Genomic DNA, 683 nt, shown 5'->3' with positions numbered 1-683 from the left:
AAGAATACCAACTTAGACATCCGCTTTAACAAAGCAAATAATATCATCAGCCAATTCAGTGATAGCTGGGATGATGACAAATTGATCCTATTACCCAATTTCCCAAAAATTAGGGATATGGTATCAAACCACATTACTCAGGAGAATTACTTATGGTTAATCACTTATGATTTACCTTATGATCTCTTCTACAAAATAGCTAATATGGGATTAGTTCCCTATGGGCATGTAACTCATGAAGAATTAACTCAAACCTATTACAATCAAAGATTTTAAAACTATGGCAAAAAAGAAAAAAGATAAACCAGCTCCTTCTAGGGAAAAACAGAATTTCCTAGGTGCTGCAGGAAGAAACATGAAATACAGGGATCTTAAAAGGAAGGCAGTAATCCTTGGTATGCCATTTCCAGATGCTTGTGCTGCAGGAGTATTTGATTTAATCAAGTATATCAGTAACTCTACTAACAAACCCGATAAATCCTTAATTGACCAGTATGATGAATGGGCAGATAAACAATTGGAAGCAATTGGTTATGGTAAAACTGACCCAATCCGTAATTCAAGATTAAGATTAGGATTCTTAGGAGAAGAAGGAGAAGATGGCATTCGAAAATTAAAAAGAGTACCAGGTATAAAGAAACCCAAAGAAAAGAAACCTCCAAGAGAAAGGGATTCTTTTAATC

The 683-nt window shown here is 34.7% G+C and carries 2 protein-coding genes; both read left to right on the top strand.

Annotation, left to right across the window (positions count from 1 at the left end; translation table 11 throughout):
* The coding region (locus IE212_RS35330) for a hypothetical protein (RefSeq protein ID WP_229864735.1) at positions 1 to 276 on the top strand (276 nt) is incomplete at its 5' end.
* A 4-nt stretch (positions 277 to 280) separates the two neighbouring features.
* Positions 281 to 683, top strand: a 403-nt coding sequence (locus IE212_RS34515) for a hypothetical protein (RefSeq protein WP_190201938.1), incomplete at its 3' end; no start/stop codon positions are given.

Origin of the sequence: Streptomyces djakartensis (assembly GCF_014651075.1) — a bacterium.
GTDB lineage: Bacteria > Actinomycetota > Actinomycetes > Streptomycetales > Streptomycetaceae > Streptomyces > Streptomyces djakartensis.
This window is presented reverse-complemented; position numbering and strand designations above follow the sequence as displayed.